The sequence below is a fragment of the uncultured Paenibacillus sp. genome, assembly GCF_963515335.1.
Classification (GTDB): Bacteria; Bacillota; Bacilli; order Paenibacillales; family Paenibacillaceae; genus Paenibacillus_I.
This window is the reverse complement of record NZ_CAUPYC010000063.1, coordinates 1-22,668: the sequence shown is the minus strand read 5'-3', so window position 1 is coordinate 22,668 and position 22,668 is coordinate 1. Positions and strand designations below refer to the sequence as shown.

Below are 22,668 nucleotides of genomic sequence, written 5' to 3'. Positions count from 1 at the left end.
GGATCGTCGGCGCACAACAGTTGGCGGAGGGCGCTGTCGGCGGCAAGCACATTGCAGAAGGTGCAATCGTAACCGCCCATCTTGGAGAGGGCAGCGTCGCCGCAAAGCAGTTGGCAAATGGTGCCGTCGGTTCCAGCCATGTAGCGGAAGGGACGATCGTGACGGAGCACCTTGCGCCTGGAGCGGTAGGCGGATTGCAGCTTGCGATAGGTGCGGTAAGCGGCGCGCATGTGGCGGAAGGAGCCATCGGGACCGAGCATGTTTCGGCGGGTGCAATCGGCTGCCATCAATTGGCTCGCGGCGCTGTCCGCAGCCCTCATATTGCGGAAGGCGCAATCGCGGCGGAACATCTGGCACCGGGAGCGGTAGGCAGCGCTCAACTGGCAGGCGGGTCCGTGAAGCCGGAGCACTTGGCGAAAGGGGCGGTCAGTGCCTCCCATCTTGCAAGCGGCGCGGTAGGAGCATCGCATCTGGCAAGCGGCGCGATCGGAACGGTGCATCTGGCGGACGGATCCGTGACGAGGTCGAAGTTGGCGGCGGACTTGTTTGCGGCCGCTCCAATCCGTGCAGGCGGCATCGAAGCCGAACATCTGGCGAAAGGAGCCGTGACGGCCGAGAAGCTGGCGGACGGCGCAATCACGGCCGAGAAGCTGGCGGACGGAGCGGTGAGCGAGCGTACACTGGCCTCGGGCTCCGTCGGGGCGCCGCACATCCAGCCGGATGCCATTAACGACAGGCACGTCCAGGACTACAGCCTGCCGATTTCGAAGCTCGCTTTTAACCCCGTCGTGTCGGGAGAAAGCTTCGGCGTCGTGCTGCAGCAATTCGGCCTTGTGCCGTTTGCGTTCACCGGCATGGAAGAGCAGGCCGACGTCGCCATTCCGTTCGACGAGCCTTACGACGACAAAGAGTACGTGCTTACGGTGACGACCGATCAGCCTTCCTGCTTCGCATCCATTAAAACGAAAGATCCGGATTTCGCCGTTGTTACGATCAGCCGGCAGCGGGTCGGCCCCGCGCCGAGCGGCATGCTGAATTGGATCGCAATCGGCAGCCGCGGATAAACCGCGCCCTAACGGCAGCTCCCTGCGCGACAACGTCGCGAGGGAGCTGCTTTTGGCATGCGCGCTATACGCCCGGGACGCTCGGACCGCGCTGCGGCCCGGCTGTACAAGTGCCGTTGCGCCTTCGTCTCCGGTACATACAATGAGATGGAAAAGACCTGTTGACGCGCAACCGGACGCCATCCCCGGCGTTCACCCTAGTGCCGCTTACCGCGGTAACCGTTTAATGACTGCGAGGAGGTGGAGGTTTGCCGATGCGGTATCGTAGGGAAGGGCGGGCCGGCCGGAAACCGGTAAAGCCGAATCGCGTCAGCCGCGGAAGGAAGGCCGCATCGCCCGCGTCGTTCCCATTTCGGAGAAGGTACTCCCCGCGGGCAATCACAGGCCCCGTCGATGAAGCCACAGCCGGCGGCGTTTCGGATTTGCGGCCAGGCGATGCTTCCGCCGAGAGGACGGAACGGGCCGTGTCCGTCATTATCCCGGTCATGAACGAGCGCCGGACAATCGCGGCCGTTATCCGCCAGGCAAAGCGCGTGCATAAGGATGCCGAGGTGATCGTTGTCGCCAACGGAACGCGGGACGGCTCCGACGCGATCGCCAAGGCGGCAGGCGCCCGCGTTATCTCGTTCCGCGAGCCGCTCGGGCATGACGTCGGCCGAAGCGTAGGAGCGCAAGCGGCGAACGGCCGCATCCTGCTTTTTATCGATGGCGACATGGTGATCAAAGCCGAGGATTTGCGGCCGTTCGTCCGGGCGATTGAGGACGGAGCCGACGTTGCTTTAAACGACTATCACGGCCCGACACGGATGCGGCGCGTCCACGGCGTGGTGCTTGCCAAGCACGCGCTGAATACGATACTCGGCCGAAGCGATCTGGGCGGCGCTTCACCGACGGCCGTCCCCCACGCGCTCGGAAGGCGGGCGCTTCAAGCCGTCGGCGCCGACGCCCTGGCGGTGCCGCCCCTCGCTCTCGCAAAGGCGGTGAAAGCCGGGCTCGACATTCGGCTGCCGCATTTCGTGGATGTGGGCAAGCGGAATCCGCTGCGCCGCAAAAGGGAGAGAGCCCGGCCGCTCGAGCCGCTGATCGTCGGAGACCATCTGGAAGCTTTGCATTGGTGGATGTCGGTATCGGAGGACGGCGATAACGGCGGCCCTTCCGTGAAAACATCAAACGTGAGGTGATGCCATGAAACGGACCGGACAGACGCCCGGACGGCCGGCGCCGCTCCGCCGGCGACAGCTTGCCGCCGGCGGGAGGCGGCGTCTCCCCGCACGCCGCGGACGCTTCGGACTCGGACGCCGGCCGGTTCGCGGCGCGGCGGGCGGCAAACGGCGCGGCGCCGTCAAATCCTTCCCGGCCGGCCTGCGGACATCGGTCGTCGTTGCCGGCGGGAGCGGGGGAGAAACGCTTGTCAAGGCGTTGGCCGAGCTGAGCCGCCTTCAACCTGACGAAATCGTCGTCGTGCTGCATGGGGACGGCAAAGCCGGACTCGAGCTCATTCGCATGTTCCCGGAAGCGGCCGTCGTCCATGCGGCGGAGCCGCTTGGCCAAGGGGAGCAGCGGTGCGCGGGCGCCAAAATGGCCGAAGGCGACGCGATGCTTGTCGTCGACGGTACCGTACCGGCCGATGCCCGACGGCTTCTGCCATTGCTGAAGGCCGTGCGAAGCGGGACGGATGTTGCCTTGACCCGCGTCGAGGAGAACCTCGGCCCGTTCAGCGCCTGGAATGACACGATGCGCCTGCGCGCTTTCATGAACAGCGGCTTCGGCCGGCCCGACCTGGGCGCGAGCTCGATGTCGGATCTGCCGTACGCCTTATCCCGCCGCGCGTTGCGCGCGTTGGGCGCGGAGGCCCTGGCCGCGCCGGCCAAAGCGCAAGCGGAGGCCCTCGCCCTGGGCCTGCGTGTACGGACTTGCGCCCGAACTGCGGGCGGAAGCTTCAAGGGCAGCGGCGGCGAACGCCCGGAAGGCGACTCGCGCCGAGGACGGTATGTGGAGGAGCATATCGAAGCGCTGTGCGAGGCCATGAGCCGGAGCGGAGCAAGGCTCGCTTTAACCGACGCCGAGAGGCGGCGGAGCGCCGCGGGAGGAGCGGCGCCATGACCGCCCCGCGCACAACCGGCATCGTCATTCCCACCTATAACGGGCTTCCGCTGCTGCGCGCCTGCGTGGAAGCGGTTCGCAGGCACACCGATCCGGAACGCACGCCATATGAGCTGCTGATCGTCGATAACGGCTCGACGGACGGAACGGCGCAGTGGTGCGGATCGGAACGGATATCCTTCATCCGGCTGCCGGCGAACATCGGTTTTCCGCGCGCCTGCAACAAAGGGCTGCGCCTGGCCGGAGGCGAGCGGCTGCTGCTCCTGAACAACGATGTAACCGTCACCCCGCGATGGCTTGACAACCTGTCGGCCGCGCTCGACGGCGATGACAACGTCGGCATGGCAGGGCCGATGACGAATTATGCAAGCGGCAAACAGCAAATGGATGTGCCGCATGCGGATTCGGCCGAATTCGAGCGGATTGCAGACGAGCATAACCGTTCGGATCCCGGCAAATGGGAGCCTGTCATGCGGCTGGTCGGATTTTGCATGCTCTTTAAACGAGAGGTGTACGAGCGGGTAGGCGAACTGGACGAACGGTTCTCTCCCGGTCATTACGAGGACGACGACTACTGCCTGAGGATGCGCATGCTCGGCTACGGTTTGCGGCTTTGCCGCGATACGCTGGTCCATCATGCCGGCAGCGCGAGCTTTCGGCAGGTGGAGCCGGGGAAGCTGCAGGCGCTCGTTGAGCGAAACCGCCGTCTTTTCATGGAGAAATGGAACGTCGACCCGGCAGCTTTCTTCTAGCGCAGCCGCTTGGGCGGGTACGACAACAACCGCCGTCCGGCGGCGGTACGGATGGAACGATGAGGAGGGAACGTATTGAAGGCAGTCATTTTGGCAGGCGGTACGGGCACCAGGCTGCGGCCGCTTACCTCGGTCATCAACAAGCATCTGCTGCCCGTCGGCGACCGGCCGATGATCGGCCATGCGCTGTCGAAGCTGAGGGAAGCGGGCATTACGGACATTCTGATCGTCACGGGCCGTTCCGCGGTCGGCTTGTTTACCGCCTATCTCGGAAGCGGCCGGGACGAAGGCGTATCGATTACTTACAGAGTCCAGGAGGAGGCGGGCGGTATCGCCCAGGCACTCGCGGTGGCTGAGCCCTTCATCGGGCAGGACGGGAAGTTCGTCGTGCTGCTGGGCGACAATTTGTTCGAGGAGCCGCTGCTGCCGCATCTCGAGGCGTTCGCAAAGCAGAAAAGCGGTGCGATGGTGCTGCTGAAGGCGGTCGGGGACCCGAGACGCTACGGCGTACCGGTGTTCGACCGGAAGGGAAGCCGCATCATGCGGATTGAAGAAAAGCCCGACCGGCCGCAATCCGCGTACTGCGTGACCGGGATTTATATGTATGACCGCACCGTTTTCACCCGAATTCGCTCAGTTGCGCCCTCCCGCCGCGGCGAAATGGAGATTACCGACGTCAATAACGCCTATGCCGCCGCCGGGCAGCTTGCCTATCGGGTGCTGGACGGCTGGTGGGCGGATGCGGGCACATTCGACTCGCTGCATGAGGCCTCGTGCAAGCTGAGGGAGCTCCGCCATGAATAGGGGCAGAGCCCGTTCTTCGGCGACCCGTATCAAGCGGCGCAACAAAGTCGGGCGCGCCCGCCCGGGACGGACAAGAGGGGCGAAGCTTCACAGGCTGCGGCGCAGGCGGCCGCAAGCGGGCGCCCGGTTGAAGAGGCCGAGGCGCAGGCGGCTTGCCGTCGACCCGGTGACGGGAGCGGTGAGCGGCACAACGGAAGCGACGGTAAGGGCCGCTTATGCCCAGGGACTGGAGCAAGGGCGTTACGAGGGGGGCGAGCTGCTGCTCGAGCAGTCCGTGCCGCCGGGCATGCTGCTCACGGGCATCCCGCTGCAGGCGGTTATTGCCGCGGGTGTCGAGACGCTCAGGCCGGCGCTCATACCGCTGGCCGACGCGCATGCCGTATTTGCGCGCATGGAAGCGGCGCTGGCAGCCGGCCTGCCTTTATCGGTCGTCCGGCTTGGCGACGGCGAAATGCTGGCTCTGGCTCAGGATAACGTCATGGACATCGCGACGATCCGGTCGGAAGCGCCTTTCCTGGCCTATGCCGGCGTGGAGGTGCCGGATTTGACCGCCCGCAATTTGCTGGCCGAAGCGGTGAGGGGCGCGGATCTGGTAGGGGTGCCGCTTTCGCGGAAGCCGCATTTTCTGCCGTTGCTCGATCCCGTCCTGCGCAGCCACGGCATCGATGTGCGCTCGCTTCAGCTGACGGACTCGCTGGTCAATTATAACCTCCATGCGGCAGGCCTTCTGGCCCGGCTCATGCAGGGCAGGCGGCTGCTCGTCATCGGCAACGCCGCCCACGCGCTTTCGGAACGGCTTGCGGCCGCCGGCTTTACGGTCACGGGCACCATCTCGCCTGTGCGGGGCTTCGCGGACATCGGGCGTGTGATGGCGGAAGCCGGGCGGACGGATTTTGATCTGGCGCTGGTGTCCGCAGGGATTCCGGCCGTGGTCATTGCCTGGCGGCTGGCGGCGGAGCTGGGCAAGGTGGCGCTTGATTTCGGACATATGGCCGACGGGATCGCAAGCGGCAAGGAGACGCTCTGACGCCGCACTACTTTTGGATGGATGGAAAGGGGTGAGGGGACTTGCGCAAGCTTGCCGAAAAAACCCGCCGAACCGGGAGGCGAACCGCTCCGCAAAGCCCGAAGCCGACTGTTCACCGCCGGTTCGACGACGGCTACGCGGCCGGCTACCAGGACGGGCTGCAGACGGGAATGGCCGCTTACGGCACCGTATATGAAGGCACGAGCATCGTCATTCCGACATACAATCAGGCCGATTATTTGCGGAAATGCATCGACAGCATCATCGACTACACGGACCTGCCTTATGAAATCATCGTCGTGGACAACGGCTCGACCGACGGGACGGCCGGTTATTTGGCAAGTCTGAAGGGACGGGTCAGATACCGGCTGCTGGAGACGAATCTCGGCTTCGCCGCGGCAGTCAACCGCGGGCTGATGATGGCGAAAGGGCAGACGATCGCGCTGCTCAACAACGACGCTCTCGTGACGGAGCATTGGCTCGAAAATATGCTGCGCTGCCTTCACAGCGACGAACGGATCGGCATGGTGGGTCCGGTCACCAATTACATCGGCGGCGAGCAGCTGGTGCAAACGAACTATTCGTCCATACCCGAGATGTATGCGTTCGCCCGCAAGCATAACACGCCCGATCCCGTCAAATGGCGCGAGACGAACCGGCTCACGGGCTTTTGCCTCCTTTTTCGCAGGGAGCTGTGGGAACGAACCGGTTATTGGGACGAGGGCTTTGCGAACGGCAATTTCGAGGATGACGATTACAGCGTCCGGATCCGGATGCAGGGCTGCTCGCTCATGATCGCCGGCGATGCGTTCGTCCATCATTACGGCAGCGTGACGATCAAGTCGTTCGGCAAAGACTATGAAACGATAAACAGCCGCAACGAACAATATTACATCGACAAATGGCGCGACCCGCACGGCCTGGTGCATCGGGCAAGAGCGGTCGGCGGTTCGGCCTTGTACGGGCAGACGGACTTTTATCCCCGCTTCACAGCGGTAAAAGGACTCGGCGATACCGTATTCTGGCTCGACGGCGGAGAACGGCGTCCGATCGACGGCGACAGCGGCGGCCTGCCCGTCGTTCAGCTCACGCAGATCGACATCGGGCGCTTTCCGATCGGGCCCGCGATTTCTGCAGCCGAAGCGGAAGCGGCCTGGCGGACGGACCGGGTCGCGGCCGGCATGCGGGGCGGCGTGTTGACGGCCTCGCCCGAAGGCGCGCTCTACTATGTGGAATCCGGCCTCAGGCGGTTCGTGGCGAGCGCGGAAGCGGCGGAGGCATGGAAGCTGTCGGCGAAACCGATGGTGCAGGCTACCCATGAACAGCTGTCCGGCTTGCCGGAGGGCTTGCCGGTGATCGCGCCGGGCCGCTGCGGACAACGGCTGTAAAACGGCAGTGGCAGCGATGCGGAGTGTGCATATGCTGGTAAAAGATCGGAGGGACTACAATCGTGGAGCGGTTATTGGATGAGTTGGTCGAGCATTTGTCCGCATCGCATCAGCAGCTTGCCCGGATGCTGGAAGCGGAGCGCCAGATTGCGGTCCGGATGGCCCAGGTCGTGCATGCGCTGCCCGACCGGCATCCCCAGTTCGGAGGCTTCGAGGGTCTGCTGGAGGGCGCGCACACCGTGGGCAAGAACGTCGTCGCTTATTTACACGGGCTTGCCGAGCTCCAGGAGGCGATGGCGGACCAACTGACGGCCGTGATGAAGGAAATCGACGATCCGGAGGAAGAGTGATTCGAGAGGAGAACGTGCCATGAACCGGGATGGGGCTTATTTACGCATGCTGGACGCGTCGGCCAAAATGCAGTGGAACGTGGCGATGATTTTGGAGGCGAAGGCGGTCGAGGCGGAAAAAGCGTGCTGCTGGTTCGTCAACCACGTCAGCCCAGACGCATTCGCCGATCATCACGGCCAGCTGAAGGAGACGACTCAGGCCCACGGCCATGTGATTGAAGCGCTTGAAGGCTTGACGAAGCTTGGGCAAGGGCTGACGAGGGTGCTGAAAGCCGCGCTCGGGCAGGACGGCGAAGGCGGCGAAGGGGGAGGCGGCCCGTTCGGCGGCGGCTTTGACCTTGGGGACCGGTAACCGTGAGCCGCAGAGACGCCGAACGGCTGGTGAAGCTGGACCTGATCGCTTCCGTGGCCCAAAGCCAGCGGGCCCTCGCCAGACTGTTGGAAAATGTTGCCGACGTATCGGGCGTATCGCCTTTCGCGGCTCGTTCGATCGCCGATAATATCCGGCTGCTGTCCGGCTTGCAGCAATCGATGGCCGAGGCGGTTGCCGGCATCCGGCTCCGTGAAATCCGGGCAGGGCGGCCGGGAACGCCGTGGCTCGCCCCGTTCGTCTCCGTGGACGCGTCCGGAGCGGGAAGGCAAACTCCGGGAGGTAATAGGGATTGATAACGAACAAACGCCGGGCCTTACGCAAAGGCCGCATAAGAAAACAGACGGTTCAGAGCCGGAAGCTGGTGCGGAAACGGCGCAAGCCCGTTAAGCGGGGGCGGCCGGCAGGCCGGCCGGGCACAGCCGCGGGGCGCGGCAAGGCGGCCCGGCGTCGGAAGGGCAGATCCGTACGTTCCGTATCGGCTTACAGAAGAGGATACAACCAGGCCTATAACGAAGGCTACAACGCCGGCTTTGCCAAAGGCTTCGAAGACGGGCACCAGCTCATGTACGAAAGCCAGCCGTAGAGCGGCGAGTCATGCCGGCGACGGCCGGCCCGCCGGGCATTCCCTCTTCCGCGTGACGCGGAAGAGGGGATGCCTCTTTGCGTTGACCGCGACCGTCCTGTACGGACAACCGCCTTTTTATGCGCTTAACGGACAAGAGACCATAAGGGCAATCGGAGCGGAGCATATAGTTATGGAGTAAGTATCCTCAATGAAATCGGCGGTGTTGCTCCATGGGAGTTCGACGCGTGAGCATGGCCGGCAGGGGCCGGGCGGCCGGGCTGCGCGACGGCTTTGCGCGCGGATGGCGCGACGGCGCTTGCCGCGCCATATCCGAATCGGCGCCCCCGTTCGGCGCGGTCAAGCGGAATCTGCGCGTGCTGTTCATTCCGCAAGGGTTCGAAGCGATTGACGACGGCGTCGCCGAAGGCCTTGCACAGAACGTCACCGAACTGTATACGGCAAGTCCGGAGCGGATGTACGAGCAGGCGTCGCTCGTGCGGCCCGATCTGATGCTCGTATTGAACGGGCTGCATGTTTTTCCGGCCGATTATCCGGCCCAGCTTGAGGCGGTGCGGGGGCTCGGCATCCGCACGGCGGTATGGTTCGCCGACGATCCTTATATGACCGGGGATACGGTCAACCTCGCGCCCCTTTACGACACCGTCGTCACGCATGAGCTGAGCACGGTCGAACTGTACCGGCAAATCGGCTGCGGCGACGTTCATTATATGCCGTTCGCCGCGCATGCCGGGCGTTTCCGGCCGATGCAGGTCGGACCGGAATACAGGAGCGACGTGTGCTTTATCGGGCAAGCTTTCCGGAATCGGGTCGCCGTGTTCGACGCGGCGGCGTCCGGCCTGAAGGGGCTTCGTGTGCGCATCTTCGGCGGGCTCTGGGAGCGGTTAAGGTCGTTCCGGCGGCTCAAGCCGTCGATCCGTCTCGGCTGGCTGCCTGTCGACGAATCGGTTCGCTACTATAACGGAGCGAAGATCGTCATCAACCTTCACCGACCGGCCGAGGCCGGCTCCGACAACCGGAACACGCTTAATCTGCCGGGCAGATCGATCAATCCGCGGACATTCGAAATCGCGGCTTGCGGCGCTTTTCAATTGACGGACCGCCGCGAGGATCTGGAGCTTTATTACCGGCCGGGCGAAGAGCTTGAAACGTTCGACGGAGCGGCGGACCTGGTGGATAAAATCAGGCATTACCTGGCGCGCGAGGACGAGCGCAGCCGGATTGCCGCCCGCGGCTTGGCGCGTACGCTTCGCGAGCATTCTTATCCGGCGCGCGTAAACCGGCTGCTCTCCGAGCTTGGCTATCCATAACGAACGGAAGGAGTGTTGAATTTGTCCTCTGCAGCACGCTCTCGCATTCGCCGGGCCGGGCAGACACGCACAAGCTTGTGGCGCAAAGGAAGACAGGACGGCTACAGGAGCGGCTGGCGCGACGGCTACCGTCTCGGCGCCAGCGAGCACGCGGTCCGTCTCGGCGCGGTCATGCCGGCCGTACGGCCGCTGCATATCATGTTCGTCGCGACCGGCAAAGGTTTCCCATACTCCCCGCTGGACGAAGCGGTATCGGTCACCTTGAGGGCGATGGTCGCACGCCTCACCGTGACGGGAAAAGAAACGGCCGTCCATGACGCGGCCGCGCTCAGGCCCGACCTCGTGCTTGTCTTGGACGGGCTGGAGTTCGACCCCGCCCGGGTCGACGAGATCCGCGCGCTCGGTCTGCGGACGGCCGTCTGGTTTACGGACGACCCCTATTATACGGACATCACCACCGTGCTGGCCCCGCATTTTGACGACGTATTTACGCTCGAGCTGTCATGCGTCGAGCACTACCGTTCGCTCGGCTGCCAGCGGGTTCACCATCTGCCGCTCGGCGTTCATCCGGTTGCTTTTCGGCCGCTGAACGCGCCGCAGGACAGAAGGCGGGACATCTGTTTCGTCGGTTCCGCTTATTGGAATCGGGTCGATTTCTTCGACGGCATGGCGGACTACCTGGCCGGCAAAAATATGTGGATTTCCGGCATCTGGTGGGAGAGATTGCGGAACTTCAGGCGGCTTGCGCCGCGCATCGAGTTGAACAAATGGATGGACCCGAAAGAAACCGCCTTGACCTATAACGGCGCCAAAATCGTGATTAACCTGCACCGGTCGCCCCATGACGCCGAGTTCAACCGGAACGGAGCGGGGCTTCATGCCGTTTCGCCCAATCCCCGCACCTTCGAAATCTCGGCATGCGCGGCGCTTCAGCTGACCGACGTGAGGGATGGGATTGCCTCCTGCTACGTGCCGGGCGTGGAGATCGAAACGTACGCTTCCGCCGACGAGCTGAAGGCGAAGATCGAGTATTATCTGGCGAACGAGGAGCACAGACAGGCGATCGCGCTGCGGGGTTTATACCGGACGATGCGCGATCATACGTACGCGAACCGGTTGGACCGGATGCTGTCGCTGCTGTTCGAGCAATAGCACGAATGCCGCCGGACACGGGCGAACAAGCCGTGCGTCCCGGCAGGAACCCGTTAATTTGTACGATTGACAAGGGTTCAAATGTCGTGCCGCGGGAGTTGTCCTCCTAATATATTGTACTACCCGTCGCAAAGGAGGTGACCCATACCCGGCCCATGCAAAGGCGGGTATGAGCCATGCGGAACGCTAGACCGAGCTTGCTCGTGTTTTCCCATATTTGCAGTCCGGATTACGTTACGGGAGCCGAGAAGCTGCTGATGTTCAAAATGCGGGAGCTGCTCCCGCTGTACGCATGCACGCTGGTCGTGCCGAACGAAGGCGTGATCGCGACACAAGCCAGAGCGCTCGGCATGCCCGTGATCGTGCTGAATATTCCCATCATCGCTTCCTTGTATCTGGGCTTGCCGCACGCGCTGGAAGACATCGACCGAAGGATGGGCGAGCCGTTCCTGCCGGAGCTTGTGGCCCTGCTGCTTCGGCTGAAGCCCGATGCCGTGCTCGTCAATACGTGCGTCCATCCGCTGCCCGCCGTTGCCGCGAAAGCGACGGGCATTCCCGTTATCTGGTCGGTGATGGAGGTGCTGCAGGAGACGCCGCATACGCCGGCGTGCGCGGCCTTTATCGCCGGCCATGCCGACCGGATCGTCGGCATTTCGGCTGCGACGCTTCGCCCCTTCGGCGGGCATCACGCGCACCGAACGCTGCTGCTTCCGCCTTCCTGGCGGGAGGAGGAGCTTGAGCCGGGCAATTGGGATATTTACCGTTCCAGCCTGCGGCGCCAGCTGGGCATCGACGAGGAGCATCGGCTGATCGGCTTCATCGCGGGAACGATCTATGGCGGCAAAGGATTTCATCATTTTATGGATATGGCGGTACGGCTTGCTCCCCGGCACGGCAACGCCAGGTTTCTGATCGTGGGCAATCCGATGGACGGCGCCTACTTCGAGGCCGGCCTGGACATCGCCCGGGCGAGCGGGCTGATGGACCGTGTTCGATGGATCCGGTTTGCCGAGCGCATGGAGTGCGTTTATCCGGCAATGGATATCGTTGTCGTACCGAGCCTCGGCGTCGAAGGGTTCGGGATGACGGCGCTCGAGGGAATGGCTTTCGGCAAGCCCGTCGTCTCCTTTGCCTCCGGGGGCTTGTCGGAAATCCATGAAATGACAGGCAGCGGGGCATGGAGCGTCGGGACCGGCGATGTGGATTCGCTGACGGCGGCGGTCTCCCGGCTGCTCTCCGACGATAGGCTGCTCCGCGAGACCGGCGAACGCAATCGGGCGGCTGCGGGGGCGGTGTTCGGCATCGGCGCCTATCAAAGCCGGATAGGGGCTTTTCTGGAGTCCGTCAAGGATTTGGCGATGCCTCAGGTCCGTCTCGTGAAAGGAAGCGCGCCGGTCGTGTACAAGCGCGAAGGCGATTGCTTGCGGCCCTATTTGTCGGAGAAGGCGTTTGTGAAGGACGGCAACCGGTGGGAGGACGTGCGCCTGGTACCCCAGGCCTGGATCGCCGCGATGCCGAAGGGCCCGGCCTTGGGAAGGACCGGATCCGGCGCCGGTGCGCCGAGACGGCGCCAAAAGGCGCTTCGCTCCGGGCGCGGCTTAGCGGCGGCACGTTCGGGGCGGGGCCTGCGCGGCCGCTCCCGCCGCCGAGGGACAACGCATGACCGAAGGCTTGCCGCCCGCCGCAGACGGCGGAAGCCGACTTATTCTTATAAAACCGGCAAACGCAAATCGGGTAGAAGGAGGTGACTGCGGTGCGCGTCGCGACGATTCTGGGCACACGCCCCGAGATTATCCGTCTCAGCCTGATTATCGGCAAGCTGGACGTTTTCGCCGAACGGCATCTGTTGATCCATACCGGCCAGAACTATACGCAGTCGCTCAGCGGCATCTTTTTCGAACAATTGGGCTTGCGCAAGCCCGATCTGCAAGTCGTTCCGTCCGGCCGCTCGCTGGGCATGCAGCTGTCGGCGATGTTTCGCGACCTTGAAGCGGCCCTGGAGCGGGAACGGCCGGACGTCGTCCTGCTGCTCGGCGATACGAACAGCGCGCTCAGCGCCGTGCTGGTGGAGCGGATGGGTATCCCGGTCGTCCATATGGAGGCGGGCAACCGCTGCTACGATCTGCGGGTGCCGGAGGAGAAAAACCGCAAAATCATCGACGCCGTTTCAAGCATCAATATGCCTTATACGGCCTACAGCAAGGCGAATTTGCTGCGAGAAGGCTTTCCGGCGCAGCGGATCGTGCTGACCGGCAACCCGATATACGAGGTCATGGAACATTACCGGCACAGGATTGATGCCAGCGACGTAATCGAACGGCTCGCCCTGACGCCAGGCGATTATTTGATCGTGACCGCCCACCGAGCCGAGAACGTGGACGATCCCGGGCGGCTCGCGGCTATTCTGGGCGGGCTGAACACGGTTGCGGAACGGTTCGGCAAGCGCCTGATCTGCAGCGTTCATCCGCGCACCCGTTCCAGGCTTGTCCGGGGAGGCGTCAAAAGGCCCGTTCACGAGCTGGTGGAGTTTCACGAGCCTTTCGGCTTCTTCGATTTTGTCCGCTTGGAGCGGCATGCGTGGTGCGCCATTACGGACAGCGGCACGGTGCAGGAGGAATGCTGCATCATGCGCGTGCCGACGGTCACGATCCGGGAATCGACCGAGCGTCCCGAGACGGTGGACTGCGGCAGCAACGCCGTATGCGGGCTTCATCCGTCCCGCATCGCGGAGTCGGTGGCGGCCATGACGGCTTTGCCGGCGGCATGGGATGTGCCGGAAGGCTATGAAGCGCGGGACGTGTCGGACAAAGTGGTTAAATTTTTGCTTGGAGGGAAATGGGATGTTCAAAAATAAGCGCATCTTGGTAACCGGCGGAACCGGCTCTTGGGGGTATGAACTGGTTCGCCAGCTGCTCCCTCAAGAGCCGAAGGAAGTGATCGTGTTTTCCCGCAACGAATCCAGCCAGGTGGCGATGAGCCGCGCTTTCGAAAACAGGCGCTTAAGCTTTTGCATCGGCGATATTCGCGACAAGGAAGCGATGACCGAAGCTTGCAAGGAGGTGGATTACGTTTTCCATCTGGCTGCCTTGAAGCATGTGCCCGTCTGCGAGGATCACCCGTATGAGGCGCTGAAGACGAACGTCATCGGAACCCAGAACGTCATTGAGGCGGCGATTGTGAACAACGTCAAGAGGGTCATCTATATTTCAACCGACAAGGCGGCGAATCCGTCCAATTTCTACGGCATGACGAAAGCGATCGGGGAGAAGCTGATCGTCTATGCGAACCTGCTGCGCAGCGAGACGACATTCGTATGCGTGCGGGGAGGCAATGTGCTCGGCACGAACGGCAGCGTCATCCATCTGTTCAAGCAGCAGATCCGGGACGGCCATCCGGTCAGAATCACCGACAAGCGGATGACCCGTTTCTTCCTGACGCTGCAGGACGCGATCCGGCTGCTGTTCAAGGCGTCGGAGGAAAGCGCGGGCGGCGAAATTTTCGTCATGACGATGCCCGCCTGCAAAATCGTCGACTTGGCGGAGGTGCTGATGGAGGACGTCGGGCGCCAGGTGGAAATGATCGAGACGGGCATCCGGCCCGGCGAAAAAATTCACGAAATTCTGCTCACCGATTACGAGAGCTTGAGCACGGTCGTCTATGACGGGCAGTATCTGGTCATTCTGCCGCCTATCGAAATTCCCGGTCTTCGCGAGCGTTACGCCCATTACCCGGCGATCGCCATAGACAGCTTCAGTTCGGGCGATTCGCATATGAGCAAAGAGCAAATCCGCGAGATGCTGGCGAGCGGAGGCTTTCTGTCATGAAAATGCTCGTCATCGGCGGTCAAGGCATGGCAGGCCATATGCTGGTCCGTTATTTTTGTCGGCAGGAGTCGGGCGTGGATGTCGTCTATACGGTTCGCAGGCTTGCCGGAGCCGCGGCGGACAACGAACGGCTGCTGGAGGCTGCCGATTTCGAGGCGGTGCTGCGAATGGTGAAGGCGGAGCGCCCGGACGTCATCGTCAACGCGGCGGGCGTTCTTAACCAGGACGCGGAGGAGAGGCCGGTGGCCGCCTACTCGGTGAACGGACTGCTGCCTCATTGGCTGCGGCATGCCGCGGATGAGACCGGCAGCCGTTTGATTCACATCAGCTCGGATTGCGTATTTTCGGGCAGCCGGGGAGGCTACGCCGAAACGGACCGGCCGGACGGCACATCCGTATACGCCCGCTCGAAGGCGCTCGGCGAGGTGACGGACCCTCGGCATCTGACGATCCGGACGTCGATCGTTGGTCCTGAAATCCGGCCCGCGGGAATCGGGCTGCTCTATTGGTTTATGCGGCAGAAGGGCCCGGTCAAAGGGTATGCGCGGGTGATGTGGAACGGGGTGACGACGCTTGAGCTTGCCAAAGCGGTGGAATACGCCGCGGCGAACCCGCAGGTCGGCGGGCTCGTCCACCTGACGGCGCCGCAGCCGGTCAGCAAGCTGGAGCTGCTGAGGCTGTTTGCGGAAGTCTTCGACCGGCGCGGCGTCGTCATCGAACCGTCGGAGGAGCCGCGGATCGACCGGACGCTGCAGGCGACCAGGTCCGATTGGCGGTATGAGGCGCAGCCCTACCGGCCGATGCTGGAGGAGCTCGCCCGTTGGATGCGGCCGGGCGGACTTCACGCATGAAGGATCAAACAATCGTCGTGACAGGCGCAGCCGGCTTCAGCGGACTGCATGCCTGCGCTTACTTCGCCTCTGCCGCCGGCGGCGGCATGAAGGTGGTCGGCGTCGTTCGGGATGCGGGGCACGCCCGCGCGGCTGAAGTGAAGCGAACGGGCGCCGCCGTGGACGTGTGCGAACTGACGGACGGCGAAGCCGTCATGCGGCTGATGGCAAGACACCAGCCGGATTATGTGCTGCATCTGGCGGGCCTGAACGCCGTCGGGCCTTCCTGGAACGTGCCCGCCGTCTTTCTCGAATCCAACCTGATGTCGACCGTCTACGTGCTGGAGGCGGTGCGAAAGCTCGCGAACGGATGCCGGACGCTGGTGGCGGGGTCCATGCTCCGCTTCGAATGGCCGGGCGGCGGGGCGGCGCCCGAGCCGCCGCACCCTTACGGCTTAAGCAAAACGATGCAGGTGTCCGCCGTCCGCTGCTGGCACAAGCTCTACGGCTCGGATGCGCTCGTCGCCGAACCGTCGAATCTGATCGGACCCGGTCCGTCCAACGGGCTGTGCGCCTTGATCGCCGACCATGTTCGCGCCCTGCGCCGGTCCCGCGCTTCGGGAGCGCCGGCAATGAAGCCTTTTCGGCTGTCATCCGCCGGAGAGCGCCGGGATTTTCTCGATGTAAGAGATGCGGTAGCGGCCTACGACCTGCTGCTGAGGCTGGGCGAAAGCGGCCGCGTGTACCCGGTTGCGTCAGGTATGCTCCGCACGCTGGGGGAGGTTGCGGAAGCATTCGAGCTTGCGGCGGATGTGCCGATCGAATGGGAGATCGGCGATTCGGACGCGCCGTCGCCGCAGCCTGCGGACGGTTCGGCGGTGCGCGCCTTGGGCTGGCGGCCCCGTTATCCGTTTGAGCGCTCGATTGCCGATATGATCGCCGCGGCTCCGCAGCCGGAATCATAATCATAGGTAAGGAGAAGGGAAGGAGAAGGGAAGGAGAAGGAGGTCGATGCCGATGCCGGACGTATCGATAGTCATTCCGTTCTATAACGATCCTTATGTGGCGGAGGCGGTGGAAAGCGCCCTGGCGCAGACGCACCGCAGCATCGAGATTATCGTCGTCGACGACGGCTCGGTCCGCCACGCCGAGAAGCTGGCCGATTACAAAGGACGCATTCATTATATAGGCCAGGTGAACGGCGGCACGGCCAGCGCGCTGAATACCGGCTTCCGGTTGGCGAGCGGCGCGTATATCGCGTGGCTGAGTTCGGACGACAAGCTGCATCCGGAGAAAATCGAGCGGCAGTTCCGGGCGATGTCCGCCGCGGGCGCCTGGATCGGCCATACCGCTTTCAGCGTGATCGACGGCGGCGGGAAGGTGACGGAACGGTGCGTGTCGCCGCCCGGCGAAGATTATTCCGCTTTTTACCGCGCGTTCGACGGCGCGAATCCGGTCAACGGCTGCACGGTCATGATGCGCAAGGAGCTTTACACCTGGCTCGGAGGCTTTAACGAATCGCTGCCGTATACGCACGATCTGGATTTCTGGTTCCGCGCGATGCTGGCGGGTTTTCCGTTTCATTACCTGCCGGAGCCGCTGACCTTCTACCGCAGGCACGGCGATATGGGCACCTTGCGCCATCGCGACGCCATCGCGGCGGAAGCGAAGGCGACGTACGCCCGTTACTCGGTTTCGTGGCGCAGGTTTCTGGCACAAATCGGCGTGCAAGCCCGCTAACGGGCCTGCACGCCGATTCGTTTTCGCCGCCGCTTTCTTCATTGCGTTTCAGCCGGGCGTCCTCGCTATGCGATCATGCAAAAGGTAACCGTAATACGCACGGATCGATTCGAACTCCGCCGCAACCGCGTGCCGGTGCCGTACCGTCCCCATCCCGGAGTGCCGCCGGTACAGCGTGAGCGGCAGGTCCACGAAGTGCATGTCGATCCCGGAAAGCGCGGCGCGAATCCACAGCTCATAATCGTGCGCGTAAGGATAAGCTTCGTTGAACCAGCCCAGTCCTGCGATCAGCTCCCTGGTCATCATCACCGTGCAGCCGTTGACCGGACAGAGCGAAAGCAAGGAGGCGACATAAGCCTTCGGTGACGGAAACCGCAGCGCCTGATGCATGGCGGTCATCTCATTCCGTTCGTTGATGATGTGATAATCGGTGCAGCTCATGCGAAGGCCCGCCTGCTCCATGAACGACACCTGATGGGCGATTTTCTCCGGGTAGAACCAATCGTCGGAGCTTAGCCAGGCGACGTATTTGCCGGATGCAAGCCGCATGCCGTGATTCAACGCGCTTGCCGTTCCTCCGTTCGCTTTGCCCAGAATGTGGATTCGCCTGTGAAACGGGTCAAGCAGATGACGCCAGGATGTCGAACCGTCGTCCACGACGATGACTTCCACATGCGGGTACGTTTGCGCGAGCGCGCTTTGAACGGCTTGCGGGACATACGGGCAATTGTAAAACGGAATGACGACAGTGACGAGCGGTGCGATCGGGGTTCACTCCTATCTGTCGGAATCTCCATTCATTATATGGATTCCGGGACGGGGGAGGCACGATGCTTGCCCGCGCTCATTCGCACATCTTTCGTCAAGGTCGTCCGCGCGGGTTACAGGGTCCAGCGCAGCAGCAGTCCGGCTTGCGTCAGCCCTCCGCCGAAGCCGTAGAGCAGCATCCAATCGCCGCTCTTCAGTCTTCCGTCCTTGACCGCGGCGTCGATCGCGAGGGGAATGGACGCGGCCGAAGTATTCCCGCAGGTCGTCAGGCTGTGCAGGGTCCTCTCAAGCGGTATGCCGGTTCGCTCGCAGATCGATTCGATCATCCGCATATTGGCGCTGTGCGGCACGAACCAGTCGAGCTCTTCCGCGCGCATGCCGCTTGCTTCAAGCAGCGTCTTCACGCCTTCCGACACATTCGTGACCGCCCATTTATAAACCTCGCGCCCGTTCTGCACGATATAGCCGCCGGCTTGCAAAGGGAATTCGCCGATGGCGGGAGCCAGCGCCGAGCGGTACAGATGGTGCCCCGATTCGCCTTGGGTCGATACGGAGGAGGCATTGAACGAGCCTTGTCCGTCCGCGGCCGCTTCGACTAAGAATGCCGCCGCGCCGTCGCCGAACAGGATGCAGGTGGTCCGGTCCGTATAATCGGTAATTTTGGACAGCGTCTCCGCTCCTATGACCAGCACCTTCCGGTGCAGGCCGCCAAGCAGGAGACCGTTTGCCATCTGCAGCGCGGATACGAAGCCTGCGCATGCGGCCTGCACATCGGCCGTTCCGCAGGCCGGAATGCCGAAAGCGGCCTGCACGCGCGCGGACACGCTCGGGAACACCGTATCAGGCGATGAAGTGGCGGTCAAAATATAGTCGACGTCGCTGATGTTCGAGCCGTACCGCTCGACAAGATCGCGTACCGCGGCGATGGCCAGGTCGCTGCAATATTCGTTCTCGGCGGCGATCCGCCGTTCGGAAATGCCTGTCCGCTGCACGATCCATTCGTCGTTCGTATCGACCATTGCTTCCAGATCGGCATTCGTAAGCACACGTTCGGGAACGTAAGAGCCGATGGCAGTAACGACCGCCGTCGATTGGAGGGAACCCGCCCGAAACATCGCGACCAACTCCTTATTATCTGGTATTAGTATCTGGTACTAATGATAAAGTACTGCGTTGGTGGTGTCAATCCAGAGAGACAGAAATTTCGTCCGTCATTCGCGAAATCATACCCATTGCGCTTTGTGAATGAATATAACATTACAGCGTGAATAATATTTACATAAATACAGAGAGGGGTTATAATTGCATAAGCACTAAGAAAATGTTGTATAGAGGGCAAAAATCCATACGGGTTTTTGTCCGTTTTATTAGGAGGCATTATGTATTCCTACATGGTGAGCGAAGGCGGCTACACGCTTCCGAATGGAAAAGCGGTACTGAGTAATCTAAATTTTACTGTCAAATCCCATGAAAAAACCGTTATACTGGGGGCCAACGGTTCGGGTAAGTCAACGCTGCTGAAAGCGTTAGGCAATCAAGTCCGTTTAACGCGCGGGAACGTTTCGCTTTTCGATGCGCCTATCGTTTCGTGGCCGAAAAAGCAAATCCATGCTTTTGTGAGACCTGTGGATCATGCTTTTAAACCGTCCCTCTTTCACCGTACCATATGGGAATACATCACTCATTTTCTCATCAAGCAACGTCTGCCGAAACGGGACATTGAGGATAAGGCCAAACTGCTCTTGTGTTCCGTCGATTTGTACGAGTCGAGATCGGAAGATATGAAATATCTATCGCGGACCGACATCAAAAAACTACAAATAGCGGCAGCCCTTTGCTCGAATCCAAAGATTATGCTGATCGATGACCCGTTTATCGGATTGGATGCCAACGGATATTCACAAATCAGCTATCTGTTGGAATCGCTGCACCTGACGGGCATTACGATTATCGTTGCCACGCACGATGTTGATTTCACAGCGGTTTGGGCGGATTCGGTCATAGTACTCAAGGACGGCGGGATCGTTGCGGCCGGAACGGCCGAACTGACGGTGGATCAAGAGGTGATGGCAAGTGCGGCTTTGCGGCTTCCCATGCTGTCTCTTCCTTTCACTTTAATGAAGAATGTCAGGATCGCCCGTTACCCGCGAACGCTTCAGGAAACAGTCAGACTGCTGTACAGCCTGCATACAAACCAGATGATGGAGGTAAACGAATGACCGCGCCGGAGTTATCCTTTCTGTTATTGGCTTTTATTTTAGGACTTAGGCATGGGGTGGACTGGGACCACATTGCCGCAATCACCGATCTCGTCGGATCGGAAAATAGCAGGAAGAAGGGGTTTACGGTTGCGACGTTCTATGCGGTCGGCCATGAGCTCGTCATTCTGATTCTAGGTCTGCTTGCCATTGTTCTCGGATATGCCCTTCCGGATTGGGTGGACGGTTTTATGGAAAAATTGGTCGGTGTAACGCTTATCGTGCTTTCCGTTCTGTTGTTGAATTATTTATTAAGAAACAATAAGGAAGCCATTCTGATAAGCAGGTGGAGATTGGCTTATAACGGAATCAGCAATTTTGTTTCCTGGCTGGGCTGGAAGCTTGGCAACAGGAAAGCGGATTATACCAGAGGGTTAAATACAAATATGTCAAACCGCGGCGCTGTTTTAATCGGGGTCATCCATGGCATCGGGGCGGAAACGCCAAGCCAGCTGCTGCTTTTCACCGCGGCAACCGGCTCGGGTTCCATATCAAGCGGGATCTTGACCGTATTGGCTTTTGCAGTCGGATTATTCGTCACTCATCTCACGATGGTAATCGCTTCTCTTCTCGGCGTTTCACGGATAACTTCCAAGCCCGGCGTCTTCCGTGCGTTCGGCATCGCGGCATCGCTCTTTAGTATCGGATTGGGCATTCTTTATCTGACAGGCGGGGGAGGGTGGCTGCCCGGGATCCTCTGACCCCGCGCATCGCCATCGTTCGCATGACATTCAAGTCAGTTCTAAAGTTCGCCTGTTTTTTCGTAAACAGAGCATATAAGCGCCCCATATGGAAGCCATACTTAACCAGAACGTAAAGTAGCCGATCGGCACGAAATATTGATCCAGCACGGGATAGCGAGGCATCATTTTATACAGATAATCAATCATATCGTTGTGCAGCGTCCAAACGGCAGCGGCGATTAAATGCCACGGCTTGAAACGATAATAAGGAGCATACAGCATGCCTTGTATCGCCATGGCCGCATGCGAGGCTATCAGCATGTAGCCTTGCCATGAAAGCTCGCCGGTAACATTGAGGACAAGCAGATTCATGACAACCGCCCAAATTCCGTACTTAACCAGCGTCACTGCCGCTAATGCTTCGATCAGAGGCCAGTGTCTGCGCAATAAAAAGGCAAGTATCACGAATACGAAGAAATGGCTGGCCATGGGACTGTCAGGCACAAATAAGAGAAACCGGGCGGGCGTTTCACGCAATTGCCACCCGTACCACACATATCCATAAACGGTGCCGAAGCTGTTAACTAATAATAAGGAGTATAAAAACCACCGCTTATTCAATACGTGCAGCCATTGTGTCATTTGGACGCCCCCTTTTTTGCCGGTGTTCGATATATGGAGTATAATAGTCCGTATCGGAAACATACATTTCGAAGGGAAACGGGTGTTCGGGTTCGATGGATTTTATATTTGAAGTCGATGAAATGGCTGGTTGGCTTAAGGGTTTCGGTATATGGGCTGTGCTTATCAGTTTGCTCATCAACATTTTTATCAGCATAATAGGCGTCATTCCGTCTGTTTTTTTATCGGGAGCCAACGCGGTTGTCTTCGGACTTGTTCCGGGTTTTTGGATTTCCTTGTCGGGTGAAGTGTTGGGGGCCGCCGTTTCCTACTGGCTTTATAAATGGGGGTTCGGAAAAATAAAGATCGGCCAAAGGAACTGGTCGTGGCTTCAGAAGCTCAAAGGGACAACCCGCAAAAGGCAAATCGCCATCCTTCTTGTCGCCCGTATCACGCCATTTGTTCCCTCGGCGGTCATTACGTTCATTGCCGCTATTGCCAACATGCGCTTTATTGATTTTATTATCGTTACTTTCATTGGAAAGGCGCCTTCTATAGGGCTTGAAACATTGGTGGGACACGATTTGATGACAATCAACGATAATTATACCCGGCTGTCGATAACCCTTATTCTTCTTGTCATTATTTATGTGCTGTTTAGACAAGGGAATAAGAAAAAGCGATGATAGAAGCAAAAGGAACGGTTCAATGGCTGCCGTTCCTTTTGCATTTCATACGATTCCGGTCGGTTGCCCGCGCTGCGCCGGACCTGCAAGCCCATTCCACGCATTATTTCATATCCATTTGACCTTTATCCATGCCGTTCATGTCTTCCATGTTATTCGTACCGTTGTTCGTGTCGCCGGCATTCCCGTTGTTTCCGGCGTTGCATCCGGCTGCGAAAATCAGAACGATGCTTAGAACCGAAACGACTGCCAGCCATTTCATGGATTTCATTCCATTCTCACCCCCAGCCTATTATTTACATGACCTATGCACTTCGAGGTAAACGTTGGTAATTTTCCGGTTTGGGCGTAA

At 60.7% G+C, this 22,668-nt stretch carries 26 protein-coding genes; 22 read left to right on the top strand and 4 right to left on the bottom strand.

The window, feature by feature from the left end; all coding sequences use genetic code 11:
- The 19 genes from RWM61_RS16530 to RWM61_RS16440 form a co-directional block, all read left to right on the top strand.
- On the top strand, positions 1–1,064 hold a 1,064-nt coding region (locus RWM61_RS16530; RefSeq protein ID WP_314002792.1), incomplete at its 5' end, for a WIAG-tail domain.
- Between the two features lie 254 nt (positions 1,065–1,318).
- Positions 1,319–2,245, top strand: a complete 927-nt coding sequence (locus tag RWM61_RS16525; RefSeq protein WP_314002790.1) for a glycosyltransferase — start codon at positions 1,319–1,321, stop codon at positions 2,243–2,245.
- A 4-nt stretch (positions 2,246–2,249) separates the two neighbouring features.
- On the top strand, positions 2,250–3,167 hold the full coding sequence (locus RWM61_RS16520) for a family 2 glycosyl transferase (RefSeq protein ID WP_314002788.1): 918 nt from the start codon (positions 2,250–2,252) through the stop codon (positions 3,165–3,167).
- Complete coding sequence (locus tag RWM61_RS16515; RefSeq protein WP_314002786.1) at positions 3,164–3,919, top strand: glycosyltransferase family 2 protein; 756 nt, start codon at positions 3,164–3,166, stop codon at positions 3,917–3,919. The genes RWM61_RS16520 and RWM61_RS16515 overlap by 4 nt, the downstream gene beginning before the upstream one ends.
- A gap of 75 nt (positions 3,920–3,994) precedes the next feature.
- Entirely contained in the window at positions 3,995–4,723 is a 729-nt protein-coding gene (locus tag RWM61_RS16510; RefSeq protein ID WP_314002784.1) for a sugar phosphate nucleotidyltransferase, read from the top strand.
- Complete coding sequence (locus tag RWM61_RS16505; protein ID WP_314002782.1) at positions 4,716–5,750, top strand: GT-D fold domain-containing glycosyltransferase; 1,035 nt, start codon at positions 4,716–4,718, stop codon at positions 5,748–5,750. The genes RWM61_RS16510 and RWM61_RS16505 overlap by 8 nt, the downstream gene beginning before the upstream one ends.
- 41 nt (positions 5,751–5,791) lie before the next feature.
- Complete coding sequence (locus tag RWM61_RS16500; protein WP_314002780.1) at positions 5,792–7,138, top strand: glycosyltransferase family 2 protein; 1,347 nt, start codon at positions 5,792–5,794, stop codon at positions 7,136–7,138.
- Positions 7,139–7,200: 62 nt separating this feature from the next.
- Positions 7,201–7,488, top strand: coding sequence for a nucleoside-diphosphate sugar epimerase (locus RWM61_RS16495; RefSeq protein ID WP_314002778.1), 288 nt, complete (start codon positions 7,201–7,203; stop codon positions 7,486–7,488).
- A gap of 19 nt (positions 7,489–7,507) precedes the next feature.
- Complete coding sequence (locus RWM61_RS16490; protein ID WP_314002776.1) at positions 7,508–7,840, top strand: restriction endonuclease subunit S; 333 nt, start codon at positions 7,508–7,510, stop codon at positions 7,838–7,840.
- Positions 7,841–7,842: 2 nt separating this feature from the next.
- Positions 7,843–8,154: a hypothetical protein gene (locus tag RWM61_RS16485; protein WP_314002774.1), complete on the top strand. Its 312-nt coding sequence runs from the start codon at positions 7,843–7,845 to the stop codon at positions 8,152–8,154.
- Positions 8,151–8,444 (top strand): hypothetical protein, encoded by a 294-nt coding sequence (locus RWM61_RS16480; RefSeq protein ID WP_314002772.1) that lies wholly within the window; start codon positions 8,151–8,153, stop codon positions 8,442–8,444. Before RWM61_RS16485 ends, RWM61_RS16480 begins: the two co-directional genes overlap by 4 nt.
- A 212-nt stretch (positions 8,445–8,656) precedes the next feature.
- Positions 8,657–9,754, top strand: a complete 1,098-nt coding sequence (locus RWM61_RS16475) for a glycosyltransferase (protein ID WP_314002769.1) — start codon at positions 8,657–8,659, stop codon at positions 9,752–9,754.
- A gap of 75 nt (positions 9,755–9,829) precedes the next feature.
- Positions 9,830–10,906 (top strand): glycosyltransferase, encoded by a 1,077-nt coding sequence (locus RWM61_RS16470; protein WP_314002767.1) that lies wholly within the window; start codon positions 9,830–9,832, stop codon positions 10,904–10,906.
- A 176-nt stretch (positions 10,907–11,082) separates the two neighbouring features.
- Positions 11,083–12,654, top strand: a complete 1,572-nt coding sequence (locus RWM61_RS16465; protein ID WP_314002765.1) for a glycosyltransferase family 4 protein — start codon at positions 11,083–11,085, stop codon at positions 12,652–12,654.
- Between the two features lie 5 nt (positions 12,655–12,659).
- Entirely contained in the window at positions 12,660–13,760 is a 1,101-nt protein-coding gene (gene wecB / locus RWM61_RS16460) for a non-hydrolyzing UDP-N-acetylglucosamine 2-epimerase (protein WP_314002763.1), read from the top strand.
- Positions 13,747–14,730: a polysaccharide biosynthesis protein gene (locus RWM61_RS16455; RefSeq protein WP_314002761.1), complete on the top strand. Its 984-nt coding sequence runs from the start codon at positions 13,747–13,749 to the stop codon at positions 14,728–14,730. The genes wecB and RWM61_RS16455 overlap by 14 nt, the downstream gene beginning before the upstream one ends.
- A complete protein-coding gene (locus RWM61_RS16450) occupies positions 14,727–15,581 on the top strand; it encodes an SDR family oxidoreductase (RefSeq protein WP_314002759.1) in 855 nt (284 codons plus the stop codon). Before RWM61_RS16455 ends, RWM61_RS16450 begins: the two co-directional genes overlap by 4 nt.
- Entirely contained in the window at positions 15,578–16,525 is a 948-nt protein-coding gene (locus tag RWM61_RS16445; RefSeq protein WP_314002757.1) for an NAD-dependent epimerase/dehydratase family protein, read from the top strand. Before RWM61_RS16450 ends, RWM61_RS16445 begins: the two co-directional genes overlap by 4 nt.
- Before the next feature lie 52 nt (positions 16,526–16,577).
- Entirely contained in the window at positions 16,578–17,300 is a 723-nt protein-coding gene (locus RWM61_RS16440; protein WP_314002755.1) for a glycosyltransferase, read from the top strand.
- A 48-nt stretch (positions 17,301–17,348) separates the two neighbouring features.
- On the opposite strand, the gene RWM61_RS16435 is transcribed toward RWM61_RS16440, so the two are convergent.
- Together RWM61_RS16435 and RWM61_RS16430 are read right to left on the bottom strand one after the other, a co-directional pair.
- Complete coding sequence (locus tag RWM61_RS16435; RefSeq protein WP_314002794.1) at positions 17,349–18,041, bottom strand: glycosyltransferase; 693 nt, start codon at positions 18,039–18,041, stop codon at positions 17,349–17,351.
- Positions 18,042–18,181: 140 nt separating this feature from the next.
- A complete protein-coding gene (locus tag RWM61_RS16430) occupies positions 18,182–19,183 on the bottom strand; it encodes a ketoacyl-ACP synthase III (RefSeq protein WP_314002753.1) in 1,002 nt (333 codons plus the stop codon).
- 264 nt (positions 19,184–19,447) lie between these two features.
- Between RWM61_RS16430 and RWM61_RS16425 the strand changes: the two genes are divergently transcribed.
- Positions 19,448–20,287 (top strand): ATP-binding cassette domain-containing protein, encoded by an 840-nt coding sequence (locus RWM61_RS16425; protein WP_314002752.1) that lies wholly within the window; start codon positions 19,448–19,450, stop codon positions 20,285–20,287.
- Complete coding sequence (locus tag RWM61_RS16420; RefSeq protein ID WP_314002750.1) at positions 20,284–21,027, top strand: hypothetical protein; 744 nt, start codon at positions 20,284–20,286, stop codon at positions 21,025–21,027. The genes RWM61_RS16425 and RWM61_RS16420 overlap by 4 nt, the downstream gene beginning before the upstream one ends.
- Before the next feature lie 30 nt (positions 21,028–21,057).
- On the opposite strand, the gene RWM61_RS16415 is transcribed toward RWM61_RS16420, so the two are convergent.
- Positions 21,058–21,651, bottom strand: coding sequence for a DUF1405 domain-containing protein (locus tag RWM61_RS16415; RefSeq protein WP_314002748.1), 594 nt, complete (start codon positions 21,649–21,651; stop codon positions 21,058–21,060).
- Between the two features lie 95 nt (positions 21,652–21,746).
- Between RWM61_RS16415 and RWM61_RS16410 the strand changes: the two genes are divergently transcribed.
- Positions 21,747–22,316, top strand: a complete 570-nt coding sequence (locus tag RWM61_RS16410) for a VTT domain-containing protein (protein ID WP_314002746.1) — start codon at positions 21,747–21,749, stop codon at positions 22,314–22,316.
- A 103-nt stretch (positions 22,317–22,419) separates the two neighbouring features.
- Here RWM61_RS16410 and RWM61_RS16405 read toward each other — a convergent pair whose 3' ends face one another.
- Entirely contained in the window at positions 22,420–22,587 is a 168-nt protein-coding gene (locus RWM61_RS16405) for a hypothetical protein (RefSeq protein WP_314002744.1), read from the bottom strand.
- Positions 22,588–22,668 lie beyond the last annotated feature (81 nt).